At 59.9% G+C, this 16,387-nt stretch carries 16 protein-coding genes; 8 read left to right on the top strand and 8 right to left on the bottom strand.

Annotated elements, in window-relative coordinates:
- Positions 1-381: 381 nt before the first annotated feature.
- A complete protein-coding gene (fkpA, locus tag EDC28_RS15260) occupies positions 382-1,176 on the bottom strand; it encodes an FKBP-type peptidyl-prolyl cis-trans isomerase (protein ID WP_050659297.1) in 795 nt (264 codons plus the stop codon).
- 88 nt (positions 1,177-1,264) lie between these two features.
- On the opposite strand from fkpA, the gene EDC28_RS15255 reads away from it, so the two are divergent.
- Together EDC28_RS15255 and EDC28_RS15250 are read left to right on the top strand one after the other, a co-directional pair.
- A complete protein-coding gene (locus tag EDC28_RS15255) occupies positions 1,265-2,341 on the top strand; it encodes a WD40 repeat domain-containing protein (RefSeq protein ID WP_123422191.1) in 1,077 nt (358 codons plus the stop codon).
- Positions 2,334-2,540, top strand: coding sequence for a SlyX family protein (locus tag EDC28_RS15250; protein ID WP_050659295.1), 207 nt, complete (start codon positions 2,334-2,336; stop codon positions 2,538-2,540). The genes EDC28_RS15255 and EDC28_RS15250 overlap by 8 nt, the downstream gene beginning before the upstream one ends.
- Before the next feature lie 20 nt (positions 2,541-2,560).
- Here the strand turns inward: EDC28_RS15250 and EDC28_RS15245 are convergent, their stop codons facing one another.
- Entirely contained in the window at positions 2,561-2,761 is a 201-nt protein-coding gene (locus EDC28_RS15245; protein WP_050659294.1) for a YheV family putative zinc ribbon protein, read from the bottom strand.
- A 53-nt stretch (positions 2,762-2,814) separates the two neighbouring features.
- Between EDC28_RS15245 and EDC28_RS15240 the strand changes: the two genes are divergently transcribed.
- Complete coding sequence (locus EDC28_RS15240; protein WP_123422190.1) at positions 2,815-4,734, top strand: ABC transporter ATP-binding protein; 1,920 nt, start codon at positions 2,815-2,817, stop codon at positions 4,732-4,734.
- The gene (locus tag EDC28_RS15235; protein WP_123422189.1) at positions 4,731-5,147 is read left to right on the top strand and encodes a DUF2390 domain-containing protein; all 417 of its coding nucleotides are present in this window, start codon (positions 4,731-4,733) and stop codon (positions 5,145-5,147) included. Before EDC28_RS15240 ends, EDC28_RS15235 begins: the two co-directional genes overlap by 4 nt.
- 10 nt (positions 5,148-5,157) lie before the next feature.
- Here EDC28_RS15235 and EDC28_RS15230 read toward each other — a convergent pair whose 3' ends face one another.
- Complete coding sequence (locus EDC28_RS15230; RefSeq protein WP_050659291.1) at positions 5,158-5,487, bottom strand: hypothetical protein; 330 nt, start codon at positions 5,485-5,487, stop codon at positions 5,158-5,160.
- A 118-nt stretch (positions 5,488-5,605) separates the two neighbouring features.
- Positions 5,606-6,694, bottom strand: a complete 1,089-nt coding sequence (nagX, locus tag EDC28_RS15225) for a transmembrane glucosamine N-acetyltransferase NagX (RefSeq protein WP_336391549.1) — start codon at positions 6,692-6,694, stop codon at positions 5,606-5,608.
- Between the two features lie 154 nt (positions 6,695-6,848).
- Here nagX and EDC28_RS15220 point away from each other — a divergent pair, with 154 nt between their 5' ends.
- On the top strand, positions 6,849-7,295 hold the full coding sequence (locus EDC28_RS15220; protein WP_050659290.1) for a GNAT family N-acetyltransferase: 447 nt from the start codon (positions 6,849-6,851) through the stop codon (positions 7,293-7,295).
- 121 nt (positions 7,296-7,416) lie between these two features.
- Positions 7,417-7,863 (top strand): GNAT family N-acetyltransferase, encoded by a 447-nt coding sequence (locus EDC28_RS15215; protein ID WP_123422187.1) that lies wholly within the window; start codon positions 7,417-7,419, stop codon positions 7,861-7,863.
- On the opposite strand, the gene EDC28_RS15210 is transcribed toward EDC28_RS15215, so the two are convergent.
- Both EDC28_RS15210 and glk read right to left on the bottom strand, forming a co-directional pair.
- The gene (locus EDC28_RS15210; RefSeq protein WP_123422186.1) at positions 7,853-9,055 is read right to left on the bottom strand and encodes an MFS transporter; all 1,203 of its coding nucleotides are present in this window, start codon (positions 9,053-9,055) and stop codon (positions 7,853-7,855) included. The two genes, EDC28_RS15215 and EDC28_RS15210, sit on opposite strands and share 11 nt — an antisense overlap.
- 83 nt (positions 9,056-9,138) lie before the next feature.
- Positions 9,139-10,116 carry a glucokinase gene (gene glk / locus EDC28_RS15205; protein WP_050659287.1) on the bottom strand — a complete coding sequence of 326 codons (978 nt, stop codon included), beginning with the start codon at positions 10,114-10,116 and terminating at the stop codon, positions 9,139-9,141.
- Positions 10,117-10,202: 86 nt separating this feature from the next.
- Here glk and EDC28_RS15200 point away from each other — a divergent pair, with 86 nt between their 5' ends.
- Entirely contained in the window at positions 10,203-11,252 is a 1,050-nt protein-coding gene (locus EDC28_RS15200; RefSeq protein ID WP_050659286.1) for a LacI family DNA-binding transcriptional regulator, read from the top strand.
- Here EDC28_RS15200 and EDC28_RS15195 read toward each other — a convergent pair.
- Both EDC28_RS15195 and EDC28_RS15190 read right to left on the bottom strand, forming a co-directional pair.
- Positions 11,206-12,858 (bottom strand): alpha-amylase family glycosyl hydrolase, encoded by a 1,653-nt coding sequence (locus tag EDC28_RS15195; RefSeq protein ID WP_123422185.1) that lies wholly within the window; start codon positions 12,856-12,858, stop codon positions 11,206-11,208. The two genes, EDC28_RS15200 and EDC28_RS15195, sit on opposite strands and share 47 nt — an antisense overlap.
- On the bottom strand, positions 12,855-14,348 hold the full coding sequence (locus tag EDC28_RS15190; protein WP_123422184.1) for an MFS transporter: 1,494 nt from the start codon (positions 14,346-14,348) through the stop codon (positions 12,855-12,857). Before EDC28_RS15190 ends, EDC28_RS15195 begins: the two co-directional genes overlap by 4 nt.
- A 359-nt stretch (positions 14,349-14,707) precedes the next feature.
- Here EDC28_RS15190 and EDC28_RS15185 point away from each other — a divergent pair, with 359 nt between their 5' ends.
- Positions 14,708-16,324: an alpha-glucosidase family protein gene (locus EDC28_RS15185; RefSeq protein ID WP_123422183.1), complete on the top strand. Its 1,617-nt coding sequence runs from the start codon at positions 14,708-14,710 to the stop codon at positions 16,322-16,324.
- The last annotated feature ends 63 nt before the right edge of the window (positions 16,325-16,387 follow it).

The raw sequence follows: 16,387 nt of genomic DNA, 5'->3' as shown, positions 1-16,387 counted from the left end.
ACAAATTTCGACCATGACACCTCTATGAAAGCGGTTTAGCGGTAAAATAAGACACACAGAGAGTTAACATTTGTAAATAAAGAGGACCCAAAGACATCGGGTTCTAAAGAGAGTTTTGAGTTGCTGCTTTAGCAGCAGTGCGTTGGAGGGACGTTTAGCTCGTGAAGGCAGAGGGTTGATTGATGTCGAATAAAGACGATCATTCTCGTTACAGACCCACTAAAGCCCAAAGCGTGCAAAAATCAGACTAAAGAAAGACCGTTTATGCTACCAGCCTTAACTAAAACGCCTCAAAGCGTCCCGCAAGACCCCTAGCTTAAACCCCAGGCGAAATACCATAAAAAAACCCGGCCTAAGCCGGGTTTTGGGTAGCTTTGAAACTTATTTTTTGGCTTCGGCTTTAGGCTTTTCAGCCTTGGACTCGTCGGCCTTGTCGCCTTTGTCGATGCCCAGCAGTTCCACTTCAAACACCAGTACGGAGTTGGGGGGAATGGTCTGCATGTTGCGGTCGCCATAGGCCAGGTCGGCAGGGATCACGAAGCGGTACTTGGAGCCCACGGTCATCAGCTGTACGCCTTCGGTCCAGCCGGGGATAACGCGGTTCAGGGCGAAAGTAATCGGCTCGCCACGGTCGTAGGAGCTGTCGAACTGGGTGCCGTCAGTCAGGGTGCCTTTGTAGTTAACAGTAACGCGGTCGGTCGCCTTGGGATGCTCACCGGTACCTTCCTTGAGCACTTCGTACTGCAGGCCGGATTTGGTGACTTTCACGCCGTCTTTCTTGGCGTTTTCAGCCAGGTATTTCTCACCGGCGGCTTTGTTCTTGTCAGCTTCTTCTTTGGCTTTGGTGGCCATTTTCTCGGAAGCAGCTTTGTCCAGGGCCTGGAGCTGGGTCTTGACGGTGTCTTCGTCCAGTTGGGCTTTGTTGTGGATGCCGTCTTCAAAACCGGCGATCACCAGCTCTTTGTCCAGCTTGATACCCAGTTCTTCCTGCTTTTCCATGGTAGTACGGATGTACTCGGCAATGCTGGAACCAATGGCGTAAGCCTGTTTCTCTTGATCGGACTTCAGCTCAACCTTTGTGTCGGTGGCCTTGTCGGTTTTTTCTTCTTTTTGTTGACAGGCTGTCACTGCCAGAACGAAGGCAGGGATCACCGCCAGCTTGAACCAGGGTTTCATAAAAATGCTCCTTAAGTGAAAGGGGCCATCCCCTTCCGTCTTTGATAAAGTCCTTATACTAAACACAAATTCCGGCATTATTAAATCTATGCCCAGAGTCCTTTTATTTTGCGTTGTGCTGCTGTTCGGTTGCAGCCCCAAACCTCAGTCACTGGCTAGCTGGCCAGTGGTGGGGAACGGTGCCTATGGCGCTGACATCAGCGTACCGGCCGGACTGGCCGCCATCAGTGGCGATCCCGAGGGGGTCGTGGTTTGGAGTTTAAAAGACAACAAACCGCGCTATAGGTTGCAAATGAATGTGGCGCCGCCAACAAAAGCCGCCCTGACCCGGGATGGCTACAAGCCGGATGACAGGCTACCAGCCGAGCCGCTGCCGGTCACCCTGGTCCGTTTTTCAGTCAATGGCGACTACCTGGTTACGGCCGACCAAACCCGCATTGCCCTTTGGAAAAGCGATGATGGTGAAAACCTCGGCTACTGGCAGGCCGGCAGCTATCGGGGCAGCCCCCGCATCGACGAACCCGGCACCAGCCAGGTACAGACCCTGCGCGACATAGCGGTATCAAGCGGCGGCAACTTCATTGCCTATGCCCAGGCCGACGGCGTTGTCACCCACTTCAACCGCATTACCGGCCGGCGCCTGGAATTTTTGGGCCACAGTGAGAAGGTTAACTCCATCGCCATGTCCGGCAACGGCCTTTATGTGCTGTCTGGCGGCAACGATCACCGCGCCTTTTTGTGGAACAGCCAAACCGGCCAGGTGGTCAGGAAGTTTGACGCCAGCAACCGAGTGGTGTTGGTGGCCATGACCGACGACGGCCGTTACGCCTTTACCGACGACGCCGACAACAATGCCGTGGTGTGGGATATCCGCACCGGCGAGGTGAAGGCTCGCCTCGTCACCAAAGCCAAGCAAGAGCTCTTTACCGCGGCCCGTTTTAGCAGCGACGGCAACCGCCTGCTCACCGGTGGCCCCGGCCGCCAGCTCATCATGTGGGACACCCAAAGCGGCCAGCGCCTGTGGCAAACCGAAGTAGGGGTATCCAAAGGCTTTGGGCCGCGCTCGGCGGTGGTTTACGCAACAGCCTTTGCCAGAGACCGGGTCTATTCGGTAAGCTCCGCCGGCCTGTTAGAAGCCTGGCCGCTGGAGAAACCCCATGAGTGATGAACGCCTAAACGATCTGGAGAGCCGCCTGGCCTTTCAAGAGATAGCCCTACAGGAGCTGTCGGACGAGATGGCCAGCCTGCAGCGGCTGGTGGAAAAGCAGCGTGAACAACTGACGCTGATGGCCAGGAAGCTCAAAGGGGTCTCGGGTAGCAACATCGCCGGCGAGCATGAAGAAACCCCGCCTCCCCATTATTGAAAAGGGCGCCGCAGGCGCCCTTATTCGGGTTTAAACAGCCCGATGATGCTTTCCTTGTCGCCCTTGGCGGCGCCTTCTGCGTCGCGGCTGGTCTGGGTCTGCTTGTAGCCGCAAGAAACACATTCAATGCGCTCGACGTTGTTTTCAATGATGAGCTGAATGCTGTCCTGCTGCTCGCACTCTGGGCACTTGGCCCCGGCGATAAAACGACGCTTTGCCATACTGACTTCCAACCTAGTAGGATTGCCGACATCACGGCAGATGTAGACCGCACATGATACACCTTCAAGACCTGCAATTGATCCGCGGCGGCCAGAAACTCTTCGACGGCGCCTCCCTCACCGTACACGCTGGCCACCGGGTGGGCCTGGTAGGCGCCAATGGCTGCGGCAAATCCACCCTCTTTGCGCTGCTGCGCGGCGAACTGGAAGTGGACGGCGGCGACGTCAAACTGCCCGCCAACTGGACCATTGCCTCGGTCAAGCAGGAAACCCCGGCCCTTGAGCGCCCCGCCATCGATTATGTGATTGACGGCGACGCCCGCTATCGGGCCCTGGAGGCCAAACTGGCCACCGCCCAGGCGCACAACGATGGCGACGCCATTGCCCGCATCATGGGCGACATAGAGCAGGCCGGCGGCTACGACATTCGCGCCCGGGCAGGCAGCCTAATGCACGGTTTGGGCTTTAACGGCGGTGACGAGCTGCGGGCGGTGTCATCCTTCTCGGGCGGTTGGCGGATGCGCCTTAACCTGGCTCAGGCGCTGATCTGCCCCTCGGATCTGTTGCTGCTGGACGAACCCACCAACCACTTGGACTTGGACGCGGTGTTCTGGCTGGCCGACTGGCTGACCAGCTACAAAGGCACCTTGCTGCTCATTTCCCACGACCGGGATTTCCTCGACGATGTGGTCACCCACATTTGCCATGTGGAGCACCAGAAGCTCAACAGCTACACCGGCAACTACGAGAGCTTCGAGCGCCAGCGCGCTGCACGCCTGGCCCAGCAGCAAGCCATGTTCGAGCGCCAGCAGACCCAGCGCGCCCATCTGCAAAGCTTTATCGACCGCTTCAAAGCCAAGGCCACCAAGGCCCGCCAGGCCCAAAGCCGCATCAAAGCCCTGGAGCGGATGGAAGAGCTGCAAGCGGCCCACGTGGACTCGCCTTTCTCCTTTGTCTTTGAAAACGCCGCCACCCTGCCCTCGCCACTGCTGGCCATCGACAAAGTGAGCCTGGGTTACGGCGACAAGCAAATCCTCAGTAACGTCAGCCTGCGGCTACAACCCGGCGAGCGCATTGGCTTGTTGGGCCCCAACGGCGCCGGTAAATCCACCCTGATTAAATTCCTGGCAGGCGGCCTTGCCCCGCAACGTGGCGAGCTGGTACCGGCCCAGGGCCTGAAGGTGGGCTATTTTGCCCAGCATCAACTGGAATACCTGGACGCGGGCGCCTCGGCGCTGTTGCACCTGCAGCGCCTGGCGCCGCAAGTGCGCGAACAAGAGCTGCGCGATTTTCTCGGCCATTTTGATTTTCGTGGCGACAAGGCCTTAGACCCCATCGCCCCCTTCTCCGGTGGCGAGAAGGCGCGCCTGGCCCTGGCCCTTATCGTCTGGCAGCGCCCCAACCTGTTGCTGCTGGACGAACCCACCAACCACCTTGACTTGGAAATGCGCGAAGCGCTGACCCTGGCCCTGCAGGATTTTGACGGCGCCATGGTCATCGTTTCTCACGACCGCCACCTGCTGCGCACCACCACCGACACCTTCTTGCGGGTGTCCCACGGCGAGGTGGCGCCTTTTGACGGCGATCTCGACGATTACCACAAGTGGCTAAAAGACCGCGAAAAAGTAGCCAACGCCGACGCCGATGCCGTGTCTGCCAAGGACAACTCGGCCCAGTCCCGCAAAGACCGCAAGCGCCTGGAAGCCGAGCACCGCACCAAAACCCGGCCTCTTAAGCAAAAGATTGAAAAGCTCGACAAAACCATGGCGAGCCTCGGTGACAAGCTGGCCACCATTGAAGGCCGCCTGGGGGACGCTGATATCTACGAAGCGGCCAACAAGGCCGAGCTGACCCGGCTCCTTAAAGAACAAGGGGATGCCAGGGCCGAGTTGGAAACGGTGGAGTTGGAATGGATGACCCTGTCCGAAGAGCTCGAAGGCCTGGACAGCGCCTTTGAGGAGCAGTTTGCATGAGCGAGACCTTCTGGGATTACTGCCTGCTGGTCTACCCCCAATGGGAAAAGCAATTGCTGGCCTGGCAGCAAAGCCACGAATTGGATGTGAACCTCTACCTGCTGGCCGCTTGGCTGGACGAAGAAGCGCTGTACCTGGAGCAAGCCACTTGGCTGGCGCTTTTGGCTGAGAGCCGCCGCATCCAGGCCCAGTGGCTGGCCCCTTACCGGGCGCTGCGCCACAGCCTTAAGGCCGAGGTTAGCCAACGCCATTATGACGAGCTTAAAACCCAGGAGCTGCGCCTGGAGCGCGAAGCCCAGCGCCAATTTATGGCCCTGGTGGGCCGCGACAGCAGCGCCCAGGATTACCCCAAAAACAAAGCGGCAGGTCCCAAGAACCTGCCGCGGTTAAAAGCGCTCTATCAGCTGCCTTGAGGCAGCGGCCTTAGTGGGCTGACAGCGCCTCGGCGCGCGCCTTGGGCGGCATGGCCCGCAGCTTGGTCACTACCGCCACCGGCAACCTCACTACCGAACCTTGCAGCGCCTTATTCCCCTGAAAATCCCAGGCATTTTTACTGGCGGTCACATTACTGGCCTTGAGCAGGCGGCATTCCTGGCGGCTGGGGGCATACCCCAGCTTGCCAGCGTAGGCGGCCAGGTAGCGTTGGGACACCGCCCCCTTGAGGGCGCAATACTCCTGGTTTGAATAGACATCGGCGGCCAGGGCCTGGCCACAGAGCAGCAGAGAGGCTAAAGCAAGCAGGGACTTTTTCACGCACGGCTCCTTAAAGTGCCAATCGGTAATCAACTGCGCACAGCGTAAAAAAGCCCCATGACAAGGCGGTGATGTTCAGGCCAGTCTTTTTGCCGCTTTTGCCCCAGATTTTCTTATCTCAGACCTTGATAAAGATCTGCCGCCGGTAAAGCCAGGCGAGCACCAGCCATTGCACCGCCAGCAAGGCCAAAGCGGCCGCCAAGGGCTGGGCGGCCGGGCTCAGCGCCGCAATCCACTGGCCAAGAAGGCTGTTGGCGATATAACGCCAGTCCACCAGGCTGGAGGCGAGATAAATCACGATGGCGTTGGCGCCGATAACGGCAAAAAACCAGCCCAGCCAGCGCAAGCGCAGCACGTCAATCAGGGCGTAGAACAGCGCCAACAGCAAGGCGCTCCAACCGCTGGTGACCAGCACGAAGCTGGAGGTCCAGAGGGTTTTATTCAGGGGCAACACCAGGGCCCACAAATACCCCAGCAGCAACAGGCCAAACCCCATGGCCGCCAGCCTTGCTGCCTTTTGCCAGGGTGGCAAGACGCCTTTTAACAGCCGCCCGGCCATCACACCTAACAGCGCATTAACCACCGCCGGCAAGGTAGAGAGCAGCCCTTCGGGGTCGGCAGGCATCTGATGGTAATGAATGCCTGGCAAAAAGTGGGCATCCACCCAGGCATTGGGGGTAAGGGCCGGGTTATCCAGGTGTCCTGCCAGCAACGCCCAGTAGCCCAGCAAGATGGTCAAGGCCACTCCCAACCAGACTCTGGGCTGGCAATGCCAAACCAGCATGGCCGCCACAAACCAGGCAAGGCCAATGCGCCCCAGCACCGAGGCGTAACGCACCTCGCCCCACTCGGCTGGCAAGCCACTGCCCCAACCGTGGTTGTAGAGCACCCCAAATACCAGCAGCAGCGCCAGGCGCTTTAGTGCCATGAGGTAAAGACGCCGCCGCGCGGCAAAGGGCTGCCCGGCCACAGCCTCGCTCCCCAGCCCCAAGGCCGTGCCGGCCAGGAAGATAAACAGCGGGAAGATACCGTCGTAGGCGGTAAAGCCGTGCCAAGGCGAGTGGTGCACCTGCATGTCCAAGCGCTGCCACAGAGGCTGCCCGGTCAAGTGATACAGGGCGGCAAACAGCAGCTCACCCCCGAGGATCCAGAACATGTCAAAACCGCGCAGGGCATCGACACTTAACAAGCGCGAAGAAGAACTCACTGCCACCTCCCTGTTTTTTGCCAAGATGACAGCGCTGTCTTTTCATTGCAAGGCCAGCCCCGTTCAGGGCCGGCAACACTTCTTAACCCAGGCTCCACAATGCTGCCCAAAGGGGGCGCTAGTCTGGCAAAAGGTGCTTAACGGAAGTGTTGTGATGATCCGGCAACTAAAAAGCCAGGCGGACCGGCAGATGGTCAGCGATATCTGGTTGGCATCAGCCCCCAAGGCCCTTGCCTACCTGCCGCGCCACCAATGGCAGCAAGAACTGTGTTGGCTTAACGAGCAGCTGCTGGCCCAAAGCGAGGCCTGGCTCTATGACGACGGCCGGGTGCGCGGCTTTGTGCTGCTGTCTAGAGACGGCCTCAACCACCTTTGCGTAGACCCAGACGCCGAGCGGCGCGGCATAGGCCGGGCCTTGCTCAGCTTTGCCCAGTCCCGTCGCCACCCGCTGCGGCTCAGCGCCCCTTGCCAGCACAAAGACGCCATCGCCTTTTTTCGCCACCAGGGCTTTAAGCCGGTCAGCGAGCAGTTGGACGGGCGCACCGGCCAGTGGCAGCTGCTTATGATCCACAGCACCAGCCAGGGCTATTTCCAACGCTAAGTCCTTGGTGTGTAAATGTGAATAAAAGAGCTTTTCTACATATTTGCTAACGCAAATCTACAAGCCAAAGGCAATGGTGGGCCTTAGCATGGCTAAGGGATCTCAGTGAAGGAGTAGGTAGATGATCCGTGAAGCCCAATCGGCCCAGGACAGAAGCGTTATCCTGGCGCTTTGGCAGGCCGCCGCCCAGCAGCTGGACCCGCAATTTGCCGCGTCTAAGTGGCAGTCCTTTGCCCTGTGGCTGGACAACGAGCTGCTGCCCCAAAGCCAGGTTTTTATCTACGACTACCACGGCGTGCAGGGTTTTGCGCAGCTCAAGGGCCGTAAACTCGGCGCTCTTTGCGTGCACCCGGCGGCCCAAGGCAAAGGTATTGGCAAGGCGCTGCTCTACTACACCCTAAGCCGCTTTAGCGATCTGGAAGTGCAGCTCTTTACGGCGGCAGGCGAAGGCCAGCAGTACTTCAAGCGCCAGGGCTTTCACCCGGTTCAGGAACTGCTGGACAGCCAAACCGGCCTTTTGCAGGTGCAGATGGTCTCCACCCGCTCCAACCGCTACTTCAGTTACTGACCAGCGCCCCTTCCCGGGCCGTCGCCCAGTGGCGCAGCAGCAAGCAGAGGCTAAAAGTCAGAGCCAGGATGATAAGGGACCCCAGCACCACCCCGGCCCACTGGCCATGGTGCCAAAACGGCGCCAGATAGGTACCGCCAAGGCTTGCCCCCAGGTAGTAAAACACCAGATACAGCGACGAGGCGCTGGCTTTGGCGTGGCGAGCATTGTGGCTAACCCAGCTTGAGCAGTTGGCGTGGCACAAAAAGAAGCCGAAGGCACTGAACAAAAAGCCCAGCATGATCACGCTGATGCTTTCTCCGAGGCTCACCAGGGTTCCTACCACCATCAGGCCGATCCCCATCATCATCACCACCGGCTGGCTGAACCTGGCCGACACCTTGCCGGACAAAGCCGAGCCTAAGGTGCCGGAGAGATAGGTCAAAAACAGCAGCCCAAGGTAACGGGCCGGCAGGTTGTAGGGCGCATCCGAGAGCCGGAAGGTCAAAAAGCTGTATTGGTTAACGAAGATAAAGAAATTCAGGCCGCCAATGGCGTAACTCACCACCAGCAGGCGGTTTTTCAAGTGCCCCACCAAGTCGCGCACCATCTGTTTGGGATGCAGCTTTTGGCGAACAAACTGCTGGCTGGGCGGCAACAGCCAGGCAAACACCCCCAGCAACACCAGGCTCAGGGCGCCGGTGATGGCAAAGCCCATCTGCCAGCCCAGGGTATCGGCCAAAAAGCCCCCCAGCAGCCGGCCACAGATACCGCCCAGGCTGTTGGCGCTGATATAAAACCCCACCGCCGACACCAGCGCCTTGCGGCTCATTTCGTCGCCCATGTAGGCAATGGCAATGGCCGGCAAGCCACCGAGGAAGAACCCCTGCAAGGCCCGCAGCGCCAACAGCGCCCCGAAGCTGTGCACCTGAGACAGCAGCAAGGTGCAGCCCACGGCGCCAACCATGGTGGTGAGCATGATGGCGCGGCGCCCCAGGGCGTCGGATAGGGGCCCGTACAGCAGCAGCGACACCCCCAGCATCAGGGTGGAGAGGGTGAAACTGTAAGAGGCCGTCAACGGAGACACCCCAAATTCGCTGGCCAACATCGGCAGCAGCGGCTGGGTGAAATACAGGTTGGCGAAGATCAGGAAGGAGCCCAGGCTCATGGCCAGGGTTGCGCGCCAGAAGGCTTTGGTGCCGACCTCTATCATGGTGATTCCTCGGGTGACGAAGATCACATGATAAAGGCCGGCACCATCATCAAGAAAATATATTCAATTTATAGGTTTGATAATCAAACCTTATGCGCTTCCATCCAGGCGGCGGAACCGGTCAGGGCCGAGTGGGTCTCGATGGCCAGATACACAGGAATATCAGCCATATAGGCAGACATCACGCCCTTGTCGGTAAAGCCTTTGACGAAATTGCTCTTCAAGAAGAACTCCAGGAAGCGCGGTAGGATGCCGCCCCCCAGGTACAGGCCGCCACGGGCGCCTTGGGCCAGGGTGATGTCTGCCGCCATGCCGCCCAGCCATTCACAGAACAGGCTCAGGGTCTCGTAGCAGGTCGGCTCGCCGTCCAGGGCCATCTCGCTGATGTCGGCCGAGGTCAGCGCCTTGGGCTGCACGCCCCGTACCTTGGCCACGGCCCGGTACAGGTTGGGCAGGCCGGAGCCGGACAGCGCCAACTCGGCAGAGACAAACTCCAGCTCCTCGGCCAGGGCGCACAGCACCTTGCGCTGCATCTCGGTGGAGGCGCCAAGGGCAATGTGGCCACCTTCGCAGCCGATGGCACTCCAGCCGCCTTTTCCGTCGGGGATAAGGCTCGCCACGCCCAGACCGGTGCCTGGGCCCAGTACCGCGATAGGAGCGGTTTCCAGGGGTTTACCGTCACGCACCTGCACCAGGGCCTGGGGCGGCAACAGCGGGATGGAGCTGGCGTAGGCCACGAAGTCGTTGATGACTTCCAGCTGGGTCAGCCCCAGGTTCTGCTGGGTTTCCTTGATGGAAAAGTGCCAGGACAGGTTGGTCAGGCGCACTTCGTCGCCGCCCACCGGGCCAGCCACTGCCAGACAGGCGTGCTGGGGGGCGTAGTCGGAGACAATCTCGAGATAATGGGCGACCAGAGACTGCATGTCGGGGAAGTCGCAGCTGGCGAAGCGTTCCTGGTGGATGATGTCAAAGCGGCCGTCTGTTTTGCCAGTGACCAGACCAAAGCGGGCGTTGGTGCCGCCAATGTCTGCGACGACGTATGGAGATGTCTGCGTTGCCATGGATACCGTACCGTCTTCTTATAAAACAAATTCGTGGTAATTTATTTCCTCGGACCCTGGCGCGAAAACGTAAAAGACCCTTCCCAATGCGTAACAAAGGCAAAGCCACATCTTTTGACATCGCCCATAAAGCGGGCGTTTCGCAGTCCACTGTCTCCCGCGCCTTGCGCGGCAGTCCCCTGGTCAACAAGGAAACCCGTGATCGCATCCAGGCCATTGCCCGCGAACTCAACTACAAGGTGGATAAAAATGCCTCCAACCTGCGTAGCCAGCATTCCGGCACTCTGGCCCTGCTGCTGTTCGAGGACCCAACCCCGGACGACTCCCTGATCAACCCATTTTTTCTGTCCATGTTGGGGTCCATCACCCGCGCCTGTGCCCAGGCCGGGTTTGATCTGCTGGTGTCCTTCCAACAGCTTAGCGATGACTGGCACGCCGATTATGAAGACAGCAACAAGGCTGACGGCATTATTTTGTTAGGGTACGGTGATTATGTCGCGTACCAGTCAAAGCTTGACCAACTGGTGGCCCAGGGCACCCACTTTGTTCGCTGGGGTGCGGTGCTGCAACAGCAGCCGGGCCTGTCCATTGGCTGTGACAACTTCCAGGGTGGCCGCGATTTGGTGCGCCACCTGCTGTCCCTGGGCCGTCGAAGGGTAGCCTTTCTTGGCCACGCTTCCAATCATTACCCGGAGTTTTTTGAGCGCTACCAGGGCTATGGCGCCGCCTTGGCCGAGGCCGGTCTCAAGGCCGACCCGGCGCTGCAACTGGACGCCATCACCACCGAGCAGGCCGGCTACGAAGCCGTGTGCGCCCTGCTCGATGCCGGCCAGTCCTTCGACGCCGTGTTCGGCGCCAGCGACCTTATCGCCCTTGGCGCCATGCGCGCCTTGGCCGACCGCGGCATCAAGGTGCCCGAACAGGTGGCGGTGGTGGGCTTTGACGACATCCACATGGCCGCCTTTGCCAACCCACCGCTCACCACGGTGCGCCAGAACACCAAGCTGGCTGGCGAGATGCTGGTGCAGTCTTTACTCAAAACCATTCACAAGCTGCCAGCGCACAGCGCCAAAATTCCTGCCGAGCTGGTTATTCGCCGCTCTTGTGGTCAACCGGGCGCGCCATCAGCCGGTTAAGAGCCTTGGCCAGCGCCGGGTCGGTGACCGGCGCGTCCAGCAACAACACCCGAAGCGAATGGGGCTGGACGCGAAGTGCCAGGCCCTCTTTTACCCGAATCGTTTCACCGCTGACAGCATCAACCCAGTTACCGGTCTGCAATGGCCCCCGAGCGGTTGTATCCAACACCTTATCGCCTTTGTTGAGCACCACCAGCGCCTGTTGGTTAACGCCTTGGTGCTGGTAGACCCGTAAAAACTGGGCCTCGTTGCCTTGCAGTTTCAAATCCAGTTGCAGCCCTTTTTGCAGCGCCACATTGGCGGCGCGCAGCTGCCCTACCCGCTTTAAGTTCTGGTAGATGGGGCTTTTTGGGGCGGCGTCGATACGGGCCTGGCCAAAGTAGTTGCGATTGCCGGCGTGCTCGGCGGCGCCGCGCATAAAGCCCACTTCCGAGCCCTGGTAAATCACCGGTATGCCGCGGGCGGTAAAGAGCCAGTTGTTGGCATCGACAAAGCCGTTGTCGCTGGCATTCATGCGCGGCATGTCGTGGTTGTCGTAGAAGGTGGTGAGCTGGTAGGGGTTCTGGTAGGGGCCTTTATCCAAGTAAAGGGCCGGCGTTAAGGCCTCAAAGCCCTCGCCCTTGGCAAACACCTTGTCCAGCGCCGCCTTGAGCGGGAAATCCAGCACGCTGATGGCGCCGTTTTGTGGCCAGGTGTGGGGCGCTATCTTGGCCGGGTTGTAATCGTAGGCCTCGCCGAACATGAAAAAGCCCGGGTGCTTGGCACGGATGCGGTCACTGAAGGTTTTCCAGAAGGCGTTGTCCACCCACATGATGGTGTCGATACGAAAGGCATCGGCCCCGGCGTCTATCCACTTCTGGTAGGCGCCAACGAAGTAATCAATTACCGCCGGGTTGTCTTCGTTGAAGTTCGAGAGCTGCACCATCTCCGCCTTGCGGTGGAAAAAGGCCGTCAACGGGTCCTTTGGGTCCAGCTGGTCTGGGGGCAGGTTGTGGTGGTCGGCAATGAGCTTGCCGTCTTTGTCGAACAGCTGGCCGAACTTGGGCTGCGCAGCGGGCATGTCATAGGCCGGCGAGCCGTGGTTAACCACGATATCCAGCACCGTCTTCAGGCCCTGCTGGCGCATCTTGGCGGTGAACTGGCTAAAAGAGAGGCCTTTGCTCTCCAGGTGCTCGTCCACCTTGTAAAAATTATCGCCCCAGTAGCCGTGGTAACCGGTTTTGCCCTGGTCGGTAAAGCTGCTGCCAAAGCTCACCGCCTTGCCGCCGGTAAAGGCCTGGTCGGGGTTATCGACGATGGGGGTTATCCACACCGCCCCAAAACCCATGCCGTGGATGTAACCGGCGTTGTCGAGGATGCCCTTAAAATCACCGCCCAGGTAACCGATGTTGGCACTTTGGCCGTCTGGGCCTTTGACCGGGATGTCAAAGGTGGGATGAGCGCCGCCCTGGTGGCGATGGTCGTTACTGGTGTCGCCATTGACGAAGCGGTCGGTCATCACGAAGTAAATGGCGTTGCTGGCAAAGGGCTCGGTGGTGCCGTAGTAGTCGGTCGCCTGCGCCGGCGCACCTAGCAGCGCCAGGGCGCCAAGGGCCAGGGCCTTCATTTGCTGCCCGCCAACGCCCCTTCGGGGGCGGCGCTGCCGTCTTGCACCCGCAGCACGCAAAGGCCGGCGATCACCAGGCTCACCCCGCCAATCACCAGGGCGTAGACCGGCTGGTTGCCAAAGAAGCTTTTGAGCATAAAGCCCAGCACGCTGGCCGCCAGCAGCTGCGGTATCACGATAAAGAAGTTGAAGATGCCCATGTAGATGCCCATTTTCTCGGCCGGCAGGCTGTCGGAAAGCAGCGCATAGGGCAGCGACAAAATCGAGGCCCAGGCAAAACCCACCCCCACCATGGACAGCAGCAGCCAGTCAGGGTCTTTGATAAGGACGATGGAAATAAGCCCCGCCGCCCCCAGGCAGACGTTCACCAGGTGCGCCACCCGCAGCCCCCAGGCCTTGACCATCAGCGGGATAATCAGCGCCGCCACCGCCGCAAAACCGTTATAGGCGGCAAACAGCACCCCCACCCAGTTGGCGCCGTCGTTGTAGGCGGCGGAGCTGGGATCGGTGGTGCCAAAGTGAATGCCGGTTACCGCCGAGGTGGTGTAAATCCACATGGCAAAGAGGGCAAACCAGGAGAAAAACTGCACCACCGCCAGGCGGCGCATGGCCTCCGGCATCTGGTAAAGATCCGTCATGATGGTGCTGAACATGCCGCGGCCGCTGCGAAGAGACAGCAAAAGCAGCGCCAGACCATAAAGACCAACCCCGGCCGCCAGCAGGTACAGCTCTTTTTCAAGCTGCCAAAACGCCACACCGGCCCCTAAAAGCACGCCGGCCACCAGCCATTTAAGGCCGCTGCTGCGGGCGCGGCTTTTATCCAAAGGCTGCTCGCTGCTTGGCTGGCCATCAAAGCCCTTGAGGGCCTCGGGCGGGTATTCGCGGGTAGAGACCACTGTCCAGCCCACCGCCACAAAGAGCACCAGGCCGCCAAAGTAAAAGGCGTATTTGACGGTATCGGGAATGGCGCCGGGCTCGGCCACGTTACTGACCCCGCACTTGGCGAGGATCCACGGCAGCATGGATGCCACCACGGCGCCGATGCCGATAAAGAAGCTTTGCAGGGTGTAACCCAAGGGCCGCTGCTTGGCAGGCAGTTGGTCGCCAACAAAGGCGCGAAACGGCTCCATGGAGATATTGATGGAGGCGTCCATGATCCACAGCAGCCCGGCCGCTACCCACAAGGTGGGAGAGTTGGGCATGGCAAAGAGCGCCAGGGTGGTAAGCACGGCGCCCACTAAAAAGTAGGGGCGGCGGCGGCCAAGGCCGGTCCAGGTGCGGTCGCTCAGGTAACCCACCACGGGCTGCACCAGCAGGCCGGTCAAAGGCGCGGCTATCCAGAGGATGGGAATGTCGTCTACCGAGGCCCCCAGGGTCTGGAAAATACGGCTGACGTTGGCGTTTTGCAGGGCAAAGCCGAACTGGATCCCCAGAAAGCCGAAGCACATGTTCCAGATCTGCCAGAAGGACAACTGCGGTTTAGTGGTCATCTTGTTATTCCTCGTTGGGGCCCCGGCTGGCGCCCTGCCGGAGCCTTTGCCCCGAACACCTTACCTTTACGTTGGCGACATGTTCGCCTGCACCCCGGCTGCGGACAACGCCCTGCATACGTATTCATGGCCAATCCACCCCCTTCATGGCCGCCCCAGCCCAGGCATGATAAGGGAAAAACACATTAACTACCGGGCCTTTATTCCCAAAAGCACGGCCGCCCAAAAGGTTGACGCCAAGGTAAAGATTTTACCCTGCATACGTATGCAGCTGGTTGTGAGCCCGAAGGCCCCTGCCTTAAGCTGCACGGCAGACAAAACAAGCCTGAAAAGGCGCAGTAAACGAATTTGGGGTACCTATGAGTCAAGCTCCTTGGTGGCGTGGCGCCGTTATTTACCAGATCTATCCTCGCAGTTTCAGCGACACCAACAGTGACGGCGTGGGCGATCTGCCGGGCATCATCGACCGCCTGGACTACATCCAGTCCCTGGGTGTGGATGCCATCTGGATCTCCCCCTTCTTCAAATCCCCCATGGCTGATTTTGGCTACGACATTGCCGATTATCGCGACGTAGACCCGCTGTTTGGCAAGCTGGACGACTTCGACCGGCTGCTGGCTGGCGCCCATCAGCGCGGCATCAAAGTGATGATTGACCAGGTGCTGTCTCACACCTCGGTGGAGCATGACTGGTTCAAGGAAAGCCGCGAGAACCGCGACAACCCCAAGGCCGACTGGTACGTCTGGGCCGACGCGCGGGAAGACGGCACCCCGCCCAACAACTGGCTGAGCCTCTTTGGTGGCGTGGCCTGGCGCTGGGAGCCGCGCCGCGGCCAGTACTACCTGCACAACTTTTTGTCCTCCCAGCCGGATTTGAACTTCCACAACCCAGAGGTGCAACAAGCCACCCTGGATAACGTCAAGTTCTGGCTGGACAAGGGCGTGGACGGCTTTCGCCTGGACGCCATCAATTTTTGCTTCCACGACCAGGCGCTGCGGGACAACCCCGCCAAGCCCAAGGCAGTGCGGGTAGGCCGCGGCTTTAGCGCCGACAACCCCTACGCCTTCCAATACCACTATTACAACAACACCCGGCCCGAGAACCTGCCGTTCCTCGAAGAGCTGCGTACCCTGGTGGACAACTACCCCGGCGCCACCACTCTTGGCGAGATCTCCGCCGAGGACTCCCTGGCCACCACCGCCGAATACACCCAGCAGGGCCGCCTGCACATGGGCTACAGCTTCGAGCTGCTGGTTAACGACTTCTCGGTGGCTTATATCCGCAGCACCGTCGAGGGCCTGGAGCAGAAAATGACCGTGGGCTGGCCCTGCTGGGCCATCTCCAACCACGACGTGCCCCGTGCCATCAGCCGCTGGGGCGGCAAAGAAGCGCCTGCGCACATGGCCAAAATGCTGAGCGCCATGGTTTGCTCGCTGCGCGGCTCGGTGTGCATCTACCAGGGTGAAGAACTGGGGCTGGATGAGGCCGAAGTGGCCTTTGAAGATCTGCAAGACCCTTACGGCATGACCTTCTGGCCCGAATTCAAGGGCCGCGACGGTTGCCGCACTCCCATGCCCTGGACCAGCGGCGAATACGGCGGTTTCAGCACCACCAAGCCCTGGCTGCCGGTGCCGGACAGCCACAAGCAAAAAGCGGTAGCCCACCAGGAACAAGACAGCGCCTCGGTACTGAACGGTTTTCGCCAGTTCCTGGCCTGGCGCAAGCAGTTCCCGGCCCTGGTGGCGGGCAGCATCCGCTTCTTGGATACCGCCGAGCCGGTGCTGGCCTTCGAGCGGGAGCTGGACGGCCAAAAACTGCTGGTGGCCTTTAACCTCTCCAACCAGCCGGTGAGCCAGACGCTGGCCGTTACCGGCCACATCAGCGCCCTGGGCGAGCATGGGCTGGTCAGTGGCGACATGGCAGGAACAGTACTGAACTTGCCGCCATATGGCAGCTTCTACGGCCAAGTGCAGTAATAAAGTCGCCTTCGGGCGACTTTTTCATTTAGCCACTGACATCCCCCTTTGGCCGCAGTAAGG

It is taken from the genome of Gallaecimonas pentaromativorans (assembly GCF_003751625.1).
Lineage (GTDB): Bacteria > Pseudomonadota > Gammaproteobacteria > Enterobacterales > Gallaecimonadaceae > Gallaecimonas > Gallaecimonas pentaromativorans.
This window is presented reverse-complemented; position numbering and strand designations above follow the sequence as displayed.